Below are 18,784 nucleotides of genomic sequence, written 5' to 3' on the forward strand. Positions count from 1 at the left end.
GCCTCGACGGTGAAAGCCGCGCTCGAGGTGCTCACCGAACGCATCAACGCCGCGACCGGTGGCCAGATTCCATCCATCCTCAACACATTCGCGCCCACCACCGGAACTGCGGCAGGGTTCCGCACACCCGCATTCGAGGCCGGGCTATCCGTTCCCGGCTACCACCTCCACTAAATCGACCATCCCCGATCACCTCTCACTCAAAAGGAACGTCATGAGCACCCCCTCCCGCCACGTCGCGTCCCTCGTCGACGCCGCACCCACCTTCGAAAGCGACCTCGGCTCGGTCGCCCAACTGAGCACCGGCAACTTCCCGATCCTGGACGGCATGACCCTCAAGAGGATCGTGCTCGAGCCCGGTGCGATCCGGGAACCGCAGTGGAACGTCAACTCGAACCAGATCGCCTACGTCACCCGCGGGACCGTGCTGGTATCGATGCTCGCCACCGGCGACGAGTTCGCAACGTTCCTGGTCAAGACCGGGCAGATGTATCACGTCGCCTCCGGCGCGATCTACCACATCGAGAACGTGGGGGAGGGGCAGGCGGAGATCATCGCCGCCCTCCGCACCGGCGACCCGCAGCACTTCTCTTTCCAGAACAGCGTCAACGTGATGAGCAACGCCGTGCTCGGCAACACCTACGACCAGCCGGACTCCGCATTCGAGGGGTTCCCGCGCGGTGACGCCCCGCAGATCATCCGCAGAACTGGTACCGCCAGCATCCCCGACAACGTCGGTCTGCCCAACGCCCACCTGTTCGACGCCGAAGGGCAGATCGCCCCGCTGGCCTACCCGTACGGACACGCGAAGCTGGCCCGCAAACAGTTCTGGGCAGCCCTGGAAGACCTGTCGATGTACTCCCTGAACATCACCGGCGGCGGCATGCGCGAACCGCACTGGCACCCGATCACCGCCGAGCTCGGGTACGTCAAGAGCGGCCACGCCCGCATGACCGTCCTGGACCCGGACGGCACCGTCGACACCTACGAGCTGAACCCCGGCCAGGCGTACTTCGTACCGCGTGCATACCCGCACCACATCGAAGCGCTCAGCGAGGAGGGGATCGAATTCCTGATCTTCTTCGACCAGTTCGTCCCCGGTGACGTCGGCTACCGCGCCACCGCGACCGCCTTCTCCCGGGAGGTGCTCGCCGCCACGTTCCAAGTCCCCGAACGAGAGCTGCCGGAGTTCCCGTTCACCCCCATCGACCCGCTCATCGTGCCGCGGAACAATCCCCGCGACCCGATTGCCACGCCGAAGGGGCCGGCCACCCGGTCATTCAGAGCTTCGAGCCGGGCGAGGACTGGTTCTGGGACGACCGCACCAGCCTGACACCGCCCGAGAGCCACCCCCACCCACAAACAGTTCCAAGACCGGCAGATCGTCTCCCCGGAACTGGAGAGCGCTCCTGGAAGAGCGCGAAGGACTTGTTCGACCCACCACCACACCCACCAGGAGGTTCCAACCATGAGCACCACCATCGATCAGAACGCCCCCGCCACTCCCGTCTACACCGACGTCCCGGTCGGGATCGACGCGACGGGGCAGCGCACCGAGTTCGACAGCATGGGCACCGTCGACGTCCCTGCAGACCGCTACTGGGGTGCGCAGACCCAGCGGTCGCTGCAGCACTTCTCGATCGGCAACGACCACATGCCCATCGAGGTGTACCGCGCCTACGGCATCGTGAAGAAAGCGGCCGCCCTGGTCAACCAGGAAGCAGGCCGACTCCCGGACTGGAAGGCGAAGGTTATCGTGCAGGCCGCTGACGAGACCATCGCCGGCAAGCTCGATCAGGAGTTCCCGCTGTACGTGTGGCAGACCGGGTCGGGCACGCAGAGCAACATGAACATCAACGAGGTGCTCTCCAACCGGGCCATCCAGCTGCTCGGCGGCACGCTGGGTTCTCAGGTGCCGGTGGGCCCGAACGACGACGTGAACATGGCGCAGTCGAGCAACGACTCGTTCCCGACCGCGATGCACATCGCTGCGATCACCGAGATCGACGAGCGCCTCCTCCCGAAGCTGCGCGAACTGCACGCCGAGATCGACGCGAAGGCGAAGAAGTGGATGGGCGTCGTGAAGATCGGCCGCACCCACCTCGAGGACGCCGTGCCGCTCACGGTGGGCCAGGAGTGGTCGGGCTATGCGGCGATGCTCGAGGGCGTCATCCGTGAGGTCGAGCACTCCCGCGAGGGGTTGCTGCAGCTCGCGCTCGGTGGAACCGCGGTCGGCACGGGCCTGAATGCGCCCGCGGGGTTCTCGGAGAAGGTCGCGGCGAAGATCGCGGAGCTGACGGGCAAGAAATATGTCACCGCCGCGAACAAGTTCGAGGCGCAGGGCTCCCTCGATGCCATCGTGCGCGCCCACGCGGCCCTCCGCGGGGTCGCGGTGTCGTTGATGAAGATCGCCAACGACATGCGGTGGCTCGCCTCGGGCCCCCGCACCGGGTTCGCCGAACTCGTGCTGCCCTCCAACGAGCCGGGGTCGTCAATCATGCCGGGCAAGGTGAACCCGACCCAGTGCGAGGCGATCGTGATGATCTCCATCCAGGTGCTGGGCGATGACTCGGCGGTGGCGTTCGCGGGCTCGCAGGGCAACTTCGAGCTCAACGCGATGCGGCCGATCATCATCAACAACTTCCTGCACTCGGCCCGCATCCTGGGCGACGGGGTCGAGAAGTTCCTCACCTACTCGGTGAAGGGCACCGAGCTGAACGAGAAGAAGATCGCCTCCTACGTGGGCGAGAGCCTGATGCTCGTCACCGCCCTCAGCCCCGTGATCGGCTACCAGAACGCCGCCCACATCGCCGAGAGCGCCCTCGCCAACGACCAGACCCTCCGCGAAGCGGCGCTGGCCTCGGGCAAAGTCACCGCGGAGCAGTTCGACAAGATCGTCGTCCCCGCGTCCCTCGTCGGGAACGGCGTCGGCGGCGCCTGATGATCAAGAAGACCGTTCGGGCTGCGGCCCCGGCGACGAGCGAATCCGATCAGGATCTCGTCGCCGGGGCGGCAGCCCTGCTGCAGGCCTCCGGAGAATCCACCTCGGTGACTCTCGCCGCCGTGGAACGGATGAACCGAGGCCTCGGGACCGACTTCGCCTTGGTCCCTGGATGGACGTCGGTGACCGTCACCGACCAGTCCGCACAGAACGCGCTGCCGGCCAGGATCGTGCCGGCAGCGCCGACCGGCATCTCGATGCGGGCCGTCGCCGTGCTGATGCGCACCATCGACCAGCTCGGCGACAAAGCGGCCGGCCGGGCCGACCTGGTCACAACGCTCGGCCGCGCCCACGCAGTGCGGCCCGCGAACCTCTGGATCTTCCTGATCGCCTGCGCAACCGGGGCCGGCTCCCTGGCGATCATCTTCGGCGCTCAGGATGCCACGGCGGTACTGCTGGCCGCCGGCAGCGCCGCGCTCGGCGGTGCGATCAGGCGTCTGCTCGGCCGGGCGCACATCGGACCGATCGGCCAGGTGTTCGCCGCCGCGTTCCTCGCCGGCATCATCGGCGGGCTCGCGGTGCAGGCCGATCTCAGTTCGTCGCTGCGGCTGATCGCGGTGTGTCCGGCGATGATCCTGGTGCCCGGCCCGCACATCCTGAACGGTGCCCTCGACCTGCTGGCCCTGCGCATCCCGCTCGGCTTCGCCCGACTCGGGTACGCCGCACTCCTGCTGCTCTCAATCGGCACCGGCCTGGCGATCGCGCTGGCGCTCTTCGGCACCAACCTGCCCACCGACCCGGCCGGTCGCACCGTACCGTTTTGGCTCGACGTCGTCGCCGCCGCGATCGCCGCAGCGTCGTACCCGGTGTACTTCTCGATGCCCTACCGGCTCATCGTCTGGCCGGTGATCATCGGGGCGGTGGCGCACGGGTTGCGGTGGTGGGCGATGAGCGTCTGGGACATGAACATCGTGGTGGGCGCGTTCCTCGCCTGCCTGCTCGTCGGGATCGTGCTCGCCCCGGTCGCGCACCGGCTGCACATCCCCTTCGCCGGCATCGGCTTCGCGGCCGTGGTGTCGCTCGTGCCGGGGGTGTTCGTGTTCCGGGCGATCGACGCCCTCGACAGCCTGCCGTTCGGGGGAGCTGACCCGCAGCTGCTCGGCGGGATCTCCGATGGCACCACTGCGGTGCTCATCATCATGGCGATGGCAGTCGGTCTGGCCGTGCCGATGCACCTCTACGGGCAGTTGCAGCAGCAACGATCACGACGCGGGGCACGCGCATGAACAGGGCGATCTTCATCCCGACCGCGCTCAGCCTGATCGCCGGCGTGACCGACGTCACCAGCTGGCTGCTGCTCGGCGGGTTCTTCTCCGCCCACGTCACCGGCAACCTGGTCGTGATCGCCGCCGATATCGTCACCGGCACCCGGCCCGACATCGTCGCTCTGCTGGCGATCCCCGTGTTCATCCTCACCACGGCGATCGCGACTGTCGTCGCCCGGCGGATCGGCTCGAACGCTCCCCGGGTGACTACGGTGCTGTTCGGTGCGCAGGCCGCGTTCCTGGTGTCCGCCGGCGTGCTCTCGTTCACGACTGTCGCGTCGGCGCATCCGAAGGACGGGATGGCCATCGTGATCGGGATCTGCGCGGTGTGTGCGATGGCGTTCCAGAACGCCTACCTGCATATCGTCCCGCCGAGGGCGCTGTCCACCGCGGTGATGACCGGCAACCTCGTTGCCGCGACCGTTGCCGCCACCGACATTCTTCGCACCCGCGGCGAAGCGCCTGACGCCAGGGCGAAGTGGACTGCGAGCTGGCCACTCCTGGCTGGGTTCATCGGCGGCTGCCTGATTGGTGCCGGGGGAGCTACCCTCTTCAGTGACCACGCCGCCATCATCCCTGCGGTGCTCGCGGTCGCTCTCCTGATCGTCGTGCTCGCACCCCGCACCCGAACCCGAACGAGAGCGGCAACCTGATTTCGGGCAACCACTGAGGGGTGGAGTGAGGGGGCCAGTCAGGCGACTCGAACGACTCGTAGCTTTGAAGCATGAGTGATCAAAATCACCTGCGCGGTGACGCGGCACCGTGGGAGCAACTGCTGGACCCCTGGCGGCCCCTTCCCGCAGTTGTGATCGACCGCCGACTGAATGTGCTCGCAGCGACTGACGTCGCTCAGAGTCTTTCGGGGGCCTTTCAGATCGGGGCGAACATGGCCCGGTTCACATTCCTATCAGCGGATAGCCAGCCCGCGCACCCGAGCTGGCGGGAGGCGGCATCCGCAACTGCTGGCCTTCTCCGCTCTTTCGTCGACGAGCATGACGGCGACCGCGCCTCCCAGCGCATCCTGGGGGAGCTGGCGGCCGAATCGCGCGACTTCTCGGAAATGTGGGCGGACCCCAACACGCGGATGCCCACAACAGGCCCAATCGTGTTCGAAGGAACCCCCGCCGGAACAGTTACCTGCACATACAGTGTGCTGGGTGTGTCAGGTCAGGACGACTGCGCAGTCCTCGTGTTCGTCCCCTCTGACGCTGCCGGACGGGAGGCGGTTGAACGCTTGGCGGCGAGCTCGTCGGTTTCGAACTGACCCGGCCGGTCACGTAGCTCGGCACCATGATTGGTTGCCTTGCCGCGTGCGGCGAGATAGGCGAGGGCGTCGGCTCCTCGTGAGCCCGCTGCAGCGAAGTGCAGGGTGACGGAGAGGTTGGCCGGTCCGGGAACGTTGAGCGTCTGCCAGCTGAGTTCCACCCAGCCGAAGGTCTCCACCTCGAACATGCTCGTGCCGCTGAGCTGCGGTTTTGCCTCGTGCAGCGCCCAGATTCGTCGGAACGCGGGGTGGCGCTCGGAGAGGAGGCCAAGGACCTCGCGGAATTTCGGGTCGGCGGGGTCGCCGTTGAATCGGAGAGCGGCCGTCAGATTGCGAAGCGCGCCTTCCCAGCCGGCCTCTTCGACAGTGCGCCGGTCATAGTCCGAGGGTTGGGCGCAGAAGGCTGCATAGTCGTCGTAGGCGGCGACCAGGTGGTTAATCCCTGGCACCAGAATGCTGGACGCGAGCGCAGTGGCCAGCGGATTCACGGCTAGGACGTTCTGGTTGGCGTCGCAGACATAGGCCGGCATGTGCGACCACTGGGTGAGCAGCTCCGCCACAGCGTCGTTGATCTGCTCTTCGGGGGCAGCACGAATGAAGGGTTGCGGCTGGGCGAGTTTCATCAGGTACTGCCGGCCCTCCCCGTCGAGCAGAAGCGCACGAGCGAGACCGACGACGACCTGGTCCGAGGGGCGGCTGTCTTTGCCCTGTTCAAGGCGCAGGTAGTAGTCCAGGCTGACACCGGCGAGGTCGGCGACTTCTTCTCGTCGAAGTCCTGGGACTCGACGGCCCGGGAGTCGCAGGATGCCGACATCTTCGGGCTGCACCGTCTCACGACGAGCGCGTAGGAAGGCGCCCAGCGTGTTCTCGGGCCCGATCGAGCGCATGCGACGTCCTCCAGAAATGGGTGTGACTATAGGATTTATTCTTCCCTACAAGACATATCTGGCGGGGGCGAAAACGGCTGTCTGTGGCCTGGTTCGGGACAACCGGCGGCTGTGAAGGTGACCCCGGTTTTACTACCTTGGGCACGGGCGGAGTGAATAGCGTTGGGGCATGCGCGACGAGGGTTCACCGGGCGTCGTTCCCGCTGAAGCGTTGCAGATGATCAACGCGTGGACCGCGGTCCCGGCTTTCATCAGGGACCGTTACCTCAACGTCATCGCGTCCAACGACCTCGCCAAAGAGATTTCGCCGATCTTCAACGAGGGCGTGAACCTCGTCCGGGTCGTTTTCTGCGCGGGGCAGCTGCCAGCCGGAGTGCAGACTGTTCCTCAGCAGCTCGCTGACAAGCTGAAAGAGGCTCTGGCCCTGTACGAGTGGGACGCGGAGTTCGAAGAGCTTGTGGAGGAGCTATCCGCCGCCAGCCCTGAATTCGTGCAAGCGTGGGCTGGAGCCTCCGACACAGTTGAACCTCTGCCGTTCTCCGTGCATCACTCACAGGTCGGGCCGCTCTCCCTCACCTATCAAGCGATGACAATGCCAGGTCAATTCGATCTATCTCTCGCCGTGCTGCGCGGCACCGACGACGACTCCCGAGCCGCTCTGCAGCGTCTTGCCGAGCTCACCGGTCCGGACCAGTCCTAGCCGAATCGAACCGACCAGGTGAGGTCGGCGGCCAAACCGGGGGATGTGAGCTCGGCAACGCTGCTTCTACTGTCGCTCTGACCAGCGCAGACCCTCCGGGTCCAGACGTTGCCGCCCGAGCAAAGGACAATGCCGCATGCCCCACCTCACCGGCCCCGGCGAGGACCCCATCGCACCATCAGCGCAGCGCAGCGCGACCACCACCCGGCACGCGCCGCAGCGGCGACGAGGTCGCCACTCCGACACTTACGGGCTGACAGCGATGACCAGCGTCCTCTTCCTGTTCTTCGCCGCGGCAGCAGCACCGTCCCCCCTGCTTCCCCTCCTATTGAAGGAGTGGGGATTTCAGCCGTGGCTTCTCACCTTCGCGTTCGCGGTCTACGCCCTCGCCATTCTGGTGGCGTTACTGGTGGTCGGGCGGCTTTCCGACCACATCGGCCGCCGCCCCGTGATCCTGGCCGCCACAACCCTCGAGCTCGCATCCATGATCATCTTCTTGGTTTCCGAGAACATCTGGGTCTTCGTCATCGCTCGCACCCTGCAGGGACTCGCAACAGGAGCAGCGACCGGTGCGATCTCCGCCGCCATCGCCGACTTCGCGGGCGAACACCGCGCTCGTCTAACCGCCACCCTCGGAAGCGTCGGACCGCTCGCAGGCCTTGCCGCAGGAGCTGTCTTCGCCGGAACTATCGCCGAGTTCCAGCCCGACCCCAAACCAGTCATCTTCGCCGTCCTGGCAGTCCTTTTCGCGATCGGCCTGGCCGGGATCGCAGCGGTACGGGAATCGTCATCCAAGCGGCCAGGCGCAGCCCGCAGCCTCACCCCGCGAGTCGCCGTTCCCCGCGCAGCCAGACGGGCGTTCTGGAAGGCAATCCCCATCGCGGTCGCCGTATGGATGGCCGGCGGGTTCTACCTCTCCGTCGTCGGCGAGACAGCTCGAGACCTGCTCGCCATCACCGATGAACTCGACACCAGCCTCCTCATCGCTGGCCTCTCCGCCACAGGTGCGGTCACGGTCATCATCAGCCAGCGACTCCGCGCCCGTACCGGCGCGACCATCGGAGTGCTCTTGATCGCCCTGGGCATGCTCAGCGGCATTCTCGCGATCCAGAACGGCTCGGTCGTGCTCCTGATCATCGGAACCGTCGTGAGTGGCGCCGGTTTCGGCATGGCATTCGCCGGCGCCGTCGGGCTCGTCATCCCGCATGCCCGAGCTCACGAACGCGGAGAGCTGTTCTCCGCGATCTACGTCGTCAACTACCTCGCCTTCGGAATCCCCGCGATCGGCGCGGGTCTTTTCATCACGCCCCTTGGACTTTCAGCTGCCGTCCTGCTCTACGCGGCCGCGGTCGTCGCTGTCGCCGTCATCGGCGTCGCCGTGCAGGCACTCCCGAACAGGGATGCCCGCCGCACTCAGCGGCACGAACCACCAAGCCCCGTCATCAGCCCTGAAAAGAGACCCGCACCATGACCGACACCACCCCCGCCACGGCCGTGCTCGGCCTCGGCCTGTTCTACGGCGGCATCGCCCAGCTGATCGCTGGCATCTGGGAGTTCGTGCAGGCCAACACCTTCGGCGCCCTCGCGTTCGTCTCCTATGGGGCGTTCTGGCTTGCCTGCTGGTGGACCATCACCAACCCCGAGATCCTCAAGGAAGCCGGGGAGCGGGGATGGGCACATTCCTCATGCTCTGGGCTGTGTTCACGACCTTTATGATCGTGCCCTGCATCACCCGGATCGCCGGCTACACCGGCCTCATCGTCGGCGTGCTCGGCCTCTACGGATGCTTCGCCTCCGTGGTGAACGCCACCTGGCGCCGGTCGATCATCCCCCTCGGCAGCCGCGACGCCTGATCCCCGCCCCCTGACCCCCGACCGATGACCCCGAAACGAGAGGCACTGCCATGACCAACGATCCCAACTGGAAGCTCCCGAGCGTTCCGGCCTTCAGCCTCACCAGCCCCGACTTCACCAACGGCGGCGAACTGCCGCTCTGGGTGCGCGGCGCAGCTGCCGGCGGCGAGGACCGCTCCCCGGAGCTCCACTGGGAAGGCGCCCCCGCCGGTACCAAGAGCTACGTGCTCACCGTCTTCGACCCCGACGCCCCGAGCGGCTCCGGCTTCTGGCACTGGACCCTCATTGACATCCCAGGCGACGTCACTTCGCTGCCCGCCGGCGCTGGCACCGATGATTCCCTCCTGCCCGCCGGCGCGGCTCGCCGCCGCAACGAGTACGGCACCGACGTGTTCATCGGCGCCGCGCCGCCCGCCGGTACCGGTCCCCACCGCTACACCTACACGCTCAGTGCCCTGGATGTGCCCACCCTCGAGGTCGCATCGGACGTGACCCCGGCGATCGTCGGCCTCCGCCTGCGCCCGCACATCATCGGCCGTGCCCAACTGATCGGTCTCACCCAGACAGCAACGGACGGCACGCCCGAGCCGCTGACAACAGGCTCATGACGAGGCGGCGGGCCTGTTCGGATGGCTTGCGTTTCTGGGCAGATGACCGCGGCGCAGACCCTGCGAGGAGCGCCGATGGTTGTCGTGGAGTGCTCAAACACCGAGCGCTTCACGGCCACTCGGGTCAGGCCGCGCGGCGGCGGCCATACAGCGAGATCACCACGAGGATGATCGCCCCGTAGATGAGCTGCTGGATGTTCGAGCCGAGGTTCAGCACCGTGACGAGCGTCGCCACCTGCGCCAGCACGAGCGCTCCGCCGACGGTGCCGACGACCGAGCCGCGGCCGCCGAAGATGGAGGCGCCGCCCACCACGACCGCCGCCACCGACGAGAGCAGGTAGCTCGCGCCCATGGTGGCCGAGGCCTGCTGGTAGTAGCCCACGATCACGATGCCGGCGAAGGCCGCGAGGGCGCCGCTCAGCATGTAGCCGGTGATGCGGATGCGGTCGACCGGCAGCCCTGCCAGTCGCGCGGTCTCGGCCGCGGCTCCCACCACGAACAGCGAGCGGCCCCAGCCGGTGAACGAGAGCACCAGCTGCAGCACCACCATCAGGGCGAGGCCGAGCGGGAGCACCGCCGGCATCGAGATGCCGAGGACGGAGAGCTTGGCCGAGGTGATCGCGATCACGAAGTCGGGCGTGACGGTGAGCTCCGAGAAGTTGAACGCCAGCAGGATGACTCCGAACAAGAGCCCGTTCATCGCGATCGTCGTGACGATGGGCGTGAGGCCGAGCTTGGCGATCACGGCGCCGTTGAAGAAGCCGATCACCGCACCCGCTGCCAGGGCGGCCACGAAGGCGCCGAGCGGGCCGAGCGGCCCGACCAGAGCCAGGAAGGCCAGCGCCGACAGGCCGATCGTGTTCGGCACCGACAGGTCGATGCCCGCCTGGATGACCGCGATCGTCTGCCCGAACGAGGCGATGGCCAGGATGATCGCGAAGGTCGCCGTGCCGATCAGCGACTCCACGGTCACCAGGTTGGGCCGGATCAGCCCGCCGATCGCGAACAGCACCAGGAACGCCACCAGCGGCCAGACGGCGCGGGGGACCCGGCCCAGGATCGAACCGAACGACGGTCGGCCGACGGCGCCCGTGGTCGACGTGCCCGCATCCGGAGACGGCGACGAAGAGGACGACGGAGAAGGAGATGAGGGAGGAGCGACGGTGGTCATGAACGGATTCCCTTCACGCGGAACGCGACTCTGCGCCACACGACGGGCAGTCCCACGACCGCCACGATGATCAGTGCGCTGATGACGTACTGCCAGTACGAGTTGACCCCGGCGAAGAACAGCAGGTTGCCGATGAGACCCAGGGTGCAGGCCGCCAGGATGGTGCCGATGATGCTGCCGCGCCCGCCGGTGAAGGCGGCGCCCGCGAGGGCCACGGCGGCGATCGACGACAGGAGGTACGGGTCGCCCGAGCGCGGGTCGCCCGTGACGGTCGAGGAGGCGAGCATCATGGCGCCGAACGAGGTCAGCACGCCGGCCAGTCCGAAGGCGAGCAGCTTGGTGAGCCGGGCGTTGATGCCGGCGGCACGCACGCTCTCCATGTTCGAGCCGACGCCGTAGATGTGCCGGCCGAGTGCCGTGCGCTGCAGCAGCAGCCACAGCCCCACGGCGATCACCGCGAGCCACACCAGCGCCACCGGTACGAAGGGCAGCAGCTCGCCGCTGGTGGCGAGGTAGATCTCCTTCGTGACGCCGCCGCCCGGCCGGTCGAGCACCTCGCGGGCCAGCGAGCCGAAGATGAACGCGCTCGCCAGGGTGACCGCGATGGCCGGCAACCCGGCGTACGCGACGAGGAAGCCGTTGAACAGGCCGCATCCGAGCCCCACCAGCACCGCGAGCAGGATCGCCACGGGCACCGGCAGGGTGAGCAGCTGCGTGGCGAACACCACGTTGCAGAGGCTCATGACGGCGCCGATCGAGATGTCGATGCCGCCGACGAGCACCACCACGAGCTGCCCGAGCGCCACCAGGGCGAGCGGCACCACGAGGTTCGAGGCCGTCTGCAGCTGGAACCGCGTGAGCAGCTCGGGGTTGATGATGACGTAGACCACGAAGAACACCGCGAACGCGGCGATCGGCGCGATGGCGCCCTCGCGGCGCAGGCGGGTGAGGCCGGTGCTGTTCCAGCCGCGACGGCGCGGCGGCGGCGGCGGAGGAGGCGGCGTGGATGGTGCGCGAGGCGGGGAGATGGCGGTCATCGGAGATCCTCCTCGTCGGTGGTGAGACTGATGGAGCCCGTGGAGCCGACCGCGGCGCCGACGATCGCATCCGCCGTCAGCCGCCCACCGGTGAGCTCGTCGGCGACCTTGCCCTGGTAGAGCACGACCACCCGGTGGCAGACGTGCACGAGCTCCTCCACCTCGGTCGAGAACCACAGGATGCCCACACCCTGCTTCGCGAGGTCGACGATCGCCCCGTAGAGCTCCTGCTTGGCGCGCACGTCGATGCCGCGGGTGGGGTCGTGCAGCAGGATGACCGTCCGCGAGCGATCCATCCAGCGACCGAACACGAGCTTCTGCTGGTTGCCGCCCGAGAGCGATCCGGCCAGCTCGTTCGAGCCGCGCGTGCGCACCGACAGAGCGCTCAGGATGCCGTCGATCCAGCCTCGCTCCATCGCCAGGCGGGGTCGCCCACCGAGCTGGTAGGCCTTCAGCCAGGGGGCGAGGAGGTTCTCGCCGACGCTCATCTCGAGGGCGAGGCCCTCGCGTTTGCGGTCTTCGGGCACGTAGCCGAGGCCGTGGCGCACGGAGCGCACCGGGGTGGTGCCCTTGATGCGGCGGCCGGCGATCGTCCACTCGTCGGCGACCGCGGGGGCGGCGCCGAAGAGGGCGCGCAGCAGCTCGGCCTGGCCGTGGCCCTGCAGGCCGCCGATGCCGAGGATCTCGCCCGCGCCGAGCGACAGGCTGACCCCGTCGAGGCCCTCGGAACGGAGCTCGGTGACCGACAGGGCCACCGCATCCGTCGTTCGCTCGGGCGGATCGGGGAAGAAGCGCTCGGCCTCCCGGCCGGCCATCAGCGAGATGAGCTCGTCGTCGGTCCAGCCGCCGCGCACGAACTCGCCGGCCACCTGGCCGTCGCGCAGCACGGTGCCGCGGTCGGCGATCTCGGCGATCTCACCCAGGCGGTGCGAGACGTAGATCACGCTGCCGCCGGCGGCGGTGAGCTCCCGGATGCGCGTGAACAGCCACTGCACGCCGGGCGGCGTGAGGGCCGAGGAGGCTTCGTCGAGGATGAGCAGGCGGGGCTTCCCGGCGAGCGCGCGGGCGATCTCCACCAGCTGCCGGTCGGCGAGCGAGAGGGTGCCGACGGCGGCGCGCGGGTCGATGTGGGGGAGGTCGAAAGCACTCAGCAGAGCGGATGCTGCCGCCACCGACTTCTTCTGCGAGAAGCCGCGCAGGGGAGCGCCGTCGGGGAGGGAGAGGTTCTCGGCCACGGTCCAGTCGGGCACGAGGGCCAGCTCCTGGAAGGCGCAGCGCACGCCGGAGAGGCGGGACTGCTTGACGCTGCCCGACGCGAGCGGCTCACCGCCGACGATGATGGTGCCGCTGGTGGGGGTGACCGCGCCGGCGAGCATCTTGGCCACGGTGCTCTTGCCCGCGCCGTTCTCGCCGACCAGGGCCAGCACCTCGCCGGGGTTGCAGTGGAAGGTGACGCCCTGCACGGCCTTGACGGGGCCGTAGCTCTTCACCAGGTCGGTGGCGACGAGGAGGGCGTCGGCGGGAGGGGCGGCGGGACGGGCATCCGGCGGGGCGGTCTGCGGCGCGCTCGCCGACGCCGTCGAAGCGCCGGTCGCGATGGGGGGTGCGGGTGTCGGTGTCGACACGGAAGCCTCCAGAATTCGGTGGGAGTCGAGGAGAGGAGGGCGGATGCCGCGGCCTGAGCCGCGACATCCGCCGAGAGGTCGGCGCCCGGGCTCAGGAGCCCGAGTAGTACTCCATGACCTGGTCGAGCGTGAGGTCGAGGCCGGGGAAGTCGTAGCCGAGCTGGAAGTTGTTCGGCATGTCGGCAAGGCAGTAGTCGGCGGCGTTCTCCTCGGTGATCTCCAGCGGCGGGAAGTACTGCTCCTTCTCGATCTCCTCGCCCTCGAGCAGCGCGACGGCCTGCTCGAGGCCCTTCGCGTAGATGGCGGGCTGGCCGAAGACCATGTTGCCCGTGAGGCCGTCGGGGGCGTACTCGGCCAGGGTGCAGGCCTCGCCGTTGTAGCCGGAGCCACCGACGACCGGCACGAACGGCAGCCCGGCCGCCTTGAAGGCCTCCGGCACGCCCTGGCCGCCGGTGAGGAAGGAGTACACGCCGCCGACGTCGGGGTTCGAGCGCAGGATGGTCGACATCGCCTCCTGGGCGGTGGCCTCGTTCCAGCCGTTGGTGTCCTGCGCCACGACGGTCGCGCCGCCGCCCTCGAGCGTCTCGATCACGCCGGGCATGGTGCCCTCGTTCAGCGGCACTCCGGCCAGGCCCTCGAGCACCGCGATGTTCTTGTCGTCGCCGAGGTTCTCGAGCAGCCAGTCGGCGCCGATCGTGCCGGCGTTCGCCCAGTCGGTCGAGACCACGTAGACGTCGTCGCTGTCGTAGGGGCCGCCGTTGGCGATGACCGGGATGCCCTGCGCCGTCGCCTGGGTGATGGCGGCGTCGGCGCCGGAGGACGAGGCCGGGTCGAACAGGATCAGGTCGACGCCGTCGGCGATCAGGTTCTGCATCGCCGCGTTCTGCTGGGCCGCGTCGTTGTCGTTGGTGCGGACGATCTTGACCTCGACCTTGTCCTTGTACTCGGGCGAGTTGGCGAGGGCCTGCAGCGAGGCGAGGCCCATCTCGCGCCAGGCCTGGCCGCCGAGCGGCTGCTCGAAGCCGATGACGAACTTGCCGTCGCCGCCGGCGGCGTCGGAACCTCCGCCTCCTTCGGCCGGGGCGCTGGTGCAGCCGGCGAGGAGGGCGAGCGAGGAGGCGGCCGCGAGGACGGCGGCTCCCCTCGCGAAGTGACGGGCGTGCTGGGGTCGCTGCATGATTTCTCCTTTGAAATCGCCGATGGTGCAGGGCGTGGTCGGCACACTAGCCGATTAATGGCAGCGCTGCCAGTAGCGCTAGCATTTCCCATTGTGATCCACTAGGTTCGCAGCAGACGAGTCGCAACGACGCGATAGGAGACACCGTGACCTCGACGACGACACCGGCCGTGAGCTTCGAGCCCGACGTGCCGATCCGCACCCGCAGCCACCGCATCGGCTGCGTCGGGGCCGGCGCGATCATGGCCGACCAGCACCTCGAGGCCTACCGGCAGGCGGGCTTCCCCGTGGTCGCCATCGCCTCCCGCACCCCGGCGAACGCCCGGGCCGTGGCCGAGCGCTACGGCATCCCCACCGTGCACGACACCGTCGACGCGCTGCTCGCCGACACCGACGTGGAGATCCTCGACATCGCGTTCCCGCCCGATCAGCAGCCGGCGATCATCCGCGCCGCCCTGGCGCAGCCGCACATCAAGGCGGTGCTCGCGCAGAAGCCGCTGGCGCTCGACCTCGACGAGGCGATCGCCCTGCGCGACGAGGCCGCCGCGGCCGGCACCATCCTGAGCGTCAACCAAAACATGCGCTACGACCAGTCGATCCGGGTGCTGAAGCAGCTGCTCGACGCGGGCGTGCTCGGCGACCCCGTGTTCGCCCAGATCGACATGCACGCGGTGCCGCACTGGCAGGGCTTCCTCGAGGGCTACGACCGGCTGACGCTGGCGAACATGAGCGTGCACCACCTCGACGCGCTGCGCTTCCTGTTCGGCGACCCCTCCGAGATCTCCACCGTGACCCGCCGCGATCCGCGCACGACGTTCGAGCACGAGGACGGCATCGTCGTGTCCACGCTGCGCTTCCCCGGGGACGTGCTGGCGCTCAGCGTCGAGGACGTCTGGGGCGGCCCCCGCGAGGAGGGCTTCGACGACGACTTCTACATCCGCTGGCGGGTGGAGGGCACCGCGGGCATCGCGCAGGGCACCATCGGCTGGCCGCACGGGGTGCCGTCGAGCATCCGCTATGCCTCGACCCACGCCACCGGAGGCAAATGGGTGGAGCCGAGCTGGGACACGCACTGGTTCCCGCACGCCTTCATCGGCGTGATGGAGCAGGTGCAGCACGCCGTCGAGACCGGCACGGCCCCCGAGCTCAGCGTCGCCGACAACGTGCGCACCATGGCGCTGATCGAGGCCGGCTACCGCTCGATCGCCGAGAAGCGCCCGGTGCGCCTCGACGAGTTCCCTGTCTGACCCCGCACGACGTACGACCCCGACCGAACGACGCAGCACCGAACCCCACTCGAATCGACCAAGGAGCAACGACGCCATGATTCAGCTCGGCATCTTCACCGCCTACTACCCCTACGACCTCAAAACGACCGCGGAGAAGATCCGCGCCCACGGCTTCAACACCGTGCAGCTCGACCTGCACTTCAAGGATCTCGACCTCGGCGCCGGCCAGATCACCAAGGAGAAGGCGAAGCTCGTCAGCGACACCTTCCGCGACCACGACCTGCCGATCTCGGCCATCTCGGGCTACACGAACATCGTGCATCCCGACCCCGAGCACCGGAAGGCGAACGTCGAGTACCTCAAGGAGATCATCCGCAACGCCCGCAACTTCGGCTCGAAGTACGTCATCTCCGAGTCGGGCACCTTCAACGCTGAGAGCGAGTGGGACCACGACCCGCACAACCGCTCCGAGGACGCCTACGAGCAGGTGCGCACCGTGCTCGCCGAGCTGGCGCAGACGGCCTACGACCACGGCGCGACCTTCCTGCTCGAGACCTACGTGAACAACGTGATCGGCTCGGTGCGCGAGACCGCCCGCGTCTTCAACGACATCCGCACCCCGGGCCTCGAGCTGCTGATGGACCCGACGAACTACTTCGACGCCACCAACATCGACGACCAGGCCGGCGTGCTGAACGAGGTCTTCGACGTGCTGGGCGACCGGGTGCGCGTGGCGCACGCCAAGGACGTCAAGCGCGCGGGCGACGACAAGAGCGAGAAGCACGCCGACATCGGCGACGACGACGCACTGGCCTCGCACACCTTCCGCGGGGTCGGCGAGATCGAGCTGCCGGCCGCCGGCCTCGGCTCGCTCGACTACGACCTCTACCTGCAGCGTCTCAGCGAGCAGAACCCGAACGCGCCGCTGATCATCGAGCACCTCGACGAGAGCGACATCCCGCGGGCCAAGCAGTTCGTCGTCGATACGCTCAAGAAGTACAACATCTAGGCGGGTCGGCGGGGCAGACGGCGAGACGGGTGACACGAGAGGGATGCACGTGCAGGACAAGGTAGCGATCATCACGGGTGCGGGCGGCGCGCTCGGCCGGGCCACGGCACTCCGGCTGGGGGCCGACGGCTTCGCCATCGGTGCGCTCGGTCGGGCGAGCGCGGATCTGGCCGAGACCGCCGCGCAGCTGGAGGCCGAGGGCTTCCCGGTGCGGATGCTCGAGGTCGACCTGCGCGACTCCGACGCCATCGAGGCGGCCGTCGCGGGCACCGAACGGGACTTCGGCCCGGTCGAGGCGCTGATCAACAACGCGGCCATCTATCCCAGCACCCCCTTCCTCGAGATCCCGCTCGCCGAGTACGACGACGTCGTCACGGTGAATCAGCGCGGCTACTTCTACGCCGCCCAGGTGGCGGCGCGCGGCATGGTCGCGCGCCGCTCCGGTGCCATCGTGAACGTCGGCAGCATCACCTGGCACGGCGGCTGGTCGAACCTCGCGAGCTACGTCTCGACGAAGGGCGCCGCCGTCGCGCTGACGAGGGCGCTCGCCCGGGAGCTCGGCGAGCACGGCATCCGGGTGAACGCGGTCTCGCCCGGAGCCTTCCCGACGAAGGCCGAGGAGATCCAGGGCGACGCGGCCGAGTACTCGGCCCACGTCATCGAGCACCAGGCGCTCAAGCGCCGGGGGAGCGACGCCGAGCTCGCGGCCGTCATATCGTTCCTGGTGGGCCCTGATTCGTCGTTCGTGACGGGCCAGACCATCAACGTCGACGGCGGCTGGATCATGGAATGAGGAATGCAGTGGAGATCTTCGGGCAACAGCTGAGCCGGCGTGAGCTCGCCGAACGCACGGGTGACCTGTCGGCGGTGGCGGGCATCCGCTCGGTGGTTCTCGACGACGGCGTGGAGCGGGGTGTGCGCGCCCTCGAGCTGCGCACCGCGGCCGGCCTCGAGCTCGAGGTGCTCGTCGACCGGGCCTTCGACTTCGGCTCGGCGCGGCTTCGCGGCGTGCCGTTCGGCTGGCGCTCGGGCAACGGCTTCCGGCACCCCGGGCTGCACGAGCACAGCGACGAGGGCGGCCTGTCGTGGCTGCGGGCCCTCGACGGCCTGCTCGTCACCGGCGGGCTCGACCACACCCTCTTCGGCGGCGAGGTGGATGCGCAGCAGTACGGCTACCCGCCCAAGCAGAGCGTCACCCACGGCCTGCACGGCCGGCTCACCGCCATTCCGGCGAAGCTGTTGGAGGCGCGCGAGATCGTCGACCCCGACACCGGCGACTCGGTGCTGCGGGTCGTCGGCGAGGTGGTGCAGGCGACCTCGTTCGGCGAGCACTTGAAGCTTACCCGCACGGTCGAGCTCGACTTCACCGGTCGCGAGATCCGCTGGAACGACACGGTCGAGAACCTCGGCTTCGAGCGGACGCCGCACATGTTCCTCTACCACCTCAATATCGGCTGGCCCTTCGTCGACGAGGGCACCCGGCTCGTCGCGCCGATCGCTAAGACCCTCTGGTCCTCCGACTCGGCCGCCGAGCAGGGCGTGTCGTACCGCACGCTGCCGGCCCCGCAGCCGGGCTTCGTCGAGCAGGTCTTCGAGCACGAGCTCGTGGCCGGGGCCGACGGCCGGCACCGCGTGGCGCTCGTCGCCGCCGACGACTCCCGCGGGGTCGAGGTCAGCTGGAGCGCCGAGGGCATGCCGCACTTCTTCGAGTGGCAGAACCTGCGCAGCGGCCAGTACGCCGTGGGCCTCGAGCCCTCGACCCACCACGTCGACGGCGACGCCGCGGCCCGCGAGAACGGGTCGATGATCTGGCTCGAGCACGGCGAGCGACGCGAGTACTCCACCACGGTGCGGGTGCTCGACGGCTCGGCCGAGACGCGGGCCTCGACCGAGGCGATCCGCGCCATTCACGGACAGCCCGAGTAGGCGCCACCGTGCCTGTTCCCGCCTCCGGCGAT

20 protein-coding genes are annotated in these 18,784 nt (G+C 68.5%); 15 read left to right on the plus strand and 5 right to left on the minus strand.

Annotated features, from left to right (window positions below; translation table 11 throughout):
• Positions 1–27 precede the first annotated feature (27 nt).
• From ITJ64_RS19315 to ITJ64_RS19320, 6 genes are all read left to right on the plus strand, one after another.
• Positions 28–174 (plus strand): acetolactate decarboxylase, encoded by a 147-nt coding sequence (locus ITJ64_RS19315; RefSeq protein WP_370545151.1) that lies wholly within the window; start codon positions 28–30, stop codon positions 172–174.
• A 40-nt stretch (positions 175–214) separates the two neighbouring features.
• Entirely contained in the window at positions 215–1,333 is a 1,119-nt protein-coding gene (locus ITJ64_RS08170; protein ID WP_194680162.1) for a cupin domain-containing protein, read from the plus strand.
• Between the two features lie 135 nt (positions 1,334–1,468).
• Complete coding sequence (gene fumC, locus ITJ64_RS08175) at positions 1,469–2,941, plus strand: class II fumarate hydratase (RefSeq protein WP_194680163.1); 1,473 nt, start codon at positions 1,469–1,471, stop codon at positions 2,939–2,941.
• On the plus strand, positions 2,941–4,227 hold the full coding sequence (locus tag ITJ64_RS08180; protein WP_194680164.1) for a threonine/serine exporter ThrE family protein: 1,287 nt from the start codon (positions 2,941–2,943) through the stop codon (positions 4,225–4,227). Before fumC ends, ITJ64_RS08180 begins: the two co-directional genes overlap by 1 nt.
• Positions 4,224–4,919, plus strand: coding sequence for a YoaK family protein (locus tag ITJ64_RS08185; RefSeq protein WP_194680165.1), 696 nt, complete (start codon positions 4,224–4,226; stop codon positions 4,917–4,919). The genes ITJ64_RS08180 and ITJ64_RS08185 overlap by 4 nt, the downstream gene beginning before the upstream one ends.
• Before the next feature lie 71 nt (positions 4,920–4,990).
• Complete coding sequence (locus tag ITJ64_RS19320; protein WP_194680166.1) at positions 4,991–5,530, plus strand: hypothetical protein; 540 nt, start codon at positions 4,991–4,993, stop codon at positions 5,528–5,530.
• Here the strand turns inward: ITJ64_RS19320 and ITJ64_RS08195 are convergent.
• Positions 5,434–6,417 carry a helix-turn-helix transcriptional regulator gene (locus ITJ64_RS08195; protein ID WP_194680167.1) on the minus strand — a complete coding sequence of 328 codons (984 nt, stop codon included), beginning with the start codon at positions 6,415–6,417 and terminating at the stop codon, positions 5,434–5,436. The genes ITJ64_RS19320 and ITJ64_RS08195 overlap by 97 nt on opposite strands.
• Before the next feature lie 169 nt (positions 6,418–6,586).
• On the opposite strand from ITJ64_RS08195, the gene ITJ64_RS08200 reads away from it, so the two are divergent.
• From ITJ64_RS08200 to ITJ64_RS08215, 5 genes are all read left to right on the plus strand, one after another.
• Positions 6,587–7,117: a hypothetical protein gene (locus ITJ64_RS08200; protein ID WP_194680168.1), complete on the plus strand. Its 531-nt coding sequence runs from the start codon at positions 6,587–6,589 to the stop codon at positions 7,115–7,117.
• 136 nt (positions 7,118–7,253) lie between these two features.
• Entirely contained in the window at positions 7,254–8,588 is a 1,335-nt protein-coding gene (locus tag ITJ64_RS08205; RefSeq protein ID WP_194680169.1) for an MFS transporter, read from the plus strand.
• Positions 8,585–8,833, plus strand: a complete 249-nt coding sequence (locus tag ITJ64_RS08210; RefSeq protein ID WP_194680170.1) for an acetate uptake transporter — start codon at positions 8,585–8,587, stop codon at positions 8,831–8,833. Before ITJ64_RS08205 ends, ITJ64_RS08210 begins: the two co-directional genes overlap by 4 nt.
• A 2-nt stretch (positions 8,834–8,835) precedes the next feature.
• The gene (locus ITJ64_RS19115) at positions 8,836–8,970 is read left to right on the plus strand and encodes a hypothetical protein (protein ID WP_255524901.1); all 135 of its coding nucleotides are present in this window, start codon (positions 8,836–8,838) and stop codon (positions 8,968–8,970) included.
• 50 nt (positions 8,971–9,020) lie between these two features.
• The gene (locus ITJ64_RS08215; protein WP_194680171.1) at positions 9,021–9,578 is read left to right on the plus strand and encodes a YbhB/YbcL family Raf kinase inhibitor-like protein; all 558 of its coding nucleotides are present in this window, start codon (positions 9,021–9,023) and stop codon (positions 9,576–9,578) included.
• 124 nt (positions 9,579–9,702) lie between these two features.
• Here ITJ64_RS08215 and ITJ64_RS08220 read toward each other — a convergent pair whose 3' ends face one another.
• From ITJ64_RS08220 to ITJ64_RS08235, 4 genes are all read right to left on the minus strand, one after another.
• On the minus strand, positions 9,703–10,749 hold the full coding sequence (locus ITJ64_RS08220) for an ABC transporter permease (RefSeq protein ID WP_194680172.1): 1,047 nt from the start codon (positions 10,747–10,749) through the stop codon (positions 9,703–9,705).
• Entirely contained in the window at positions 10,746–11,786 is a 1,041-nt protein-coding gene (locus tag ITJ64_RS08225; RefSeq protein WP_194680173.1) for an ABC transporter permease, read from the minus strand. Before ITJ64_RS08225 ends, ITJ64_RS08220 begins: the two co-directional genes overlap by 4 nt.
• Complete coding sequence (locus tag ITJ64_RS08230; RefSeq protein WP_194680174.1) at positions 11,783–13,411, minus strand: sugar ABC transporter ATP-binding protein; 1,629 nt, start codon at positions 13,409–13,411, stop codon at positions 11,783–11,785. Before ITJ64_RS08230 ends, ITJ64_RS08225 begins: the two co-directional genes overlap by 4 nt.
• Before the next feature lie 91 nt (positions 13,412–13,502).
• Positions 13,503–14,588, minus strand: coding sequence for a substrate-binding domain-containing protein (locus tag ITJ64_RS08235; protein WP_194680175.1), 1,086 nt, complete (start codon positions 14,586–14,588; stop codon positions 13,503–13,505).
• Positions 14,589–14,734: 146 nt separating this feature from the next.
• On the opposite strand from ITJ64_RS08235, the gene ITJ64_RS19325 reads away from it, so the two are divergent.
• The 4 genes from ITJ64_RS19325 (at position 14,735) to ITJ64_RS08255 (ending at position 18,752) form a co-directional block, all read left to right on the plus strand.
• Positions 14,735–15,835: a Gfo/Idh/MocA family protein gene (locus ITJ64_RS19325; RefSeq protein WP_370545093.1), complete on the plus strand. Its 1,101-nt coding sequence runs from the start codon at positions 14,735–14,737 to the stop codon at positions 15,833–15,835.
• Positions 15,836–15,911: 76 nt separating this feature from the next.
• A complete protein-coding gene (locus tag ITJ64_RS08245) occupies positions 15,912–16,826 on the plus strand; it encodes a sugar phosphate isomerase/epimerase (protein ID WP_173182316.1) in 915 nt (304 codons plus the stop codon).
• 49 nt (positions 16,827–16,875) lie between these two features.
• A complete protein-coding gene (locus tag ITJ64_RS08250) occupies positions 16,876–17,619 on the plus strand; it encodes an SDR family NAD(P)-dependent oxidoreductase (protein ID WP_216851607.1) in 744 nt (247 codons plus the stop codon).
• Positions 17,616–18,752, plus strand: coding sequence for an aldose 1-epimerase family protein (locus ITJ64_RS08255; RefSeq protein ID WP_228507749.1), 1,137 nt, complete (start codon positions 17,616–17,618; stop codon positions 18,750–18,752). The genes ITJ64_RS08250 and ITJ64_RS08255 overlap by 4 nt, the downstream gene beginning before the upstream one ends.
• Positions 18,753–18,784 lie beyond the last annotated feature (32 nt).

The sequence above is a fragment of the Herbiconiux sp. VKM Ac-1786 genome (assembly GCF_015350805.1).
Taxonomy (GTDB): Bacteria; Actinomycetota; Actinomycetes; order Actinomycetales; family Microbacteriaceae; genus Herbiconiux.